This is a genomic window from Anaerotignum faecicola (assembly GCA_024460105.1).
Classification (GTDB): domain Bacteria; phylum Bacillota; class Clostridia; order Lachnospirales; family Anaerotignaceae; genus JANFXS01.
This window is the reverse complement of the sequence record JANFXS010000647.1, coordinates 1-380: the sequence shown is the minus strand read 5'-3', so window position 1 is coordinate 380 and position 380 is coordinate 1. Positions and strand designations below refer to the sequence as shown.

Genomic DNA, 380 nt, shown 5'->3' with positions numbered 1-380 from the left:
CAAATATTCCCGCATTATGCACATCTGCTCCCAGGTGGAGGGGGATATCTTAAACGGCTGCGATGCGTTTTCCGCCATTGAAGCGGTTCTCCCGGCAGGCACCTTATCCGGTGCGCCGAAGATCCGGGCGTGTGAAATCATCGAAGAGCTGGAACCGGTGCCGAGAGGCATCTACGGCGGAGCGCTGGGATACATCGATTTCACCGGCAACATGGATACCTGTATTGCGATCCGAATGGCAGTAAAAACCAATGGAAAGGTCTATGTTCAGGCTGGCGGCGGCATTGTGGCCGACAGCGTTCCGGAAAAAGAATATGAGGAATCAGCCAACAAGGCGAAAGCCGTAATTCACGCCATCGAGGCGGCAAGCGAGGTGAATG

The 380-nt window shown here is 54.7% G+C and carries 1 protein-coding gene; it reads left to right on the top strand.

The annotated features are described in order from the left end of the window. Window positions 1-380: chorismate-binding protein (locus NE664_15830; GenBank protein ID MCQ4728104.1), on the top strand; the 380-nt coding region annotated here is incomplete at both ends.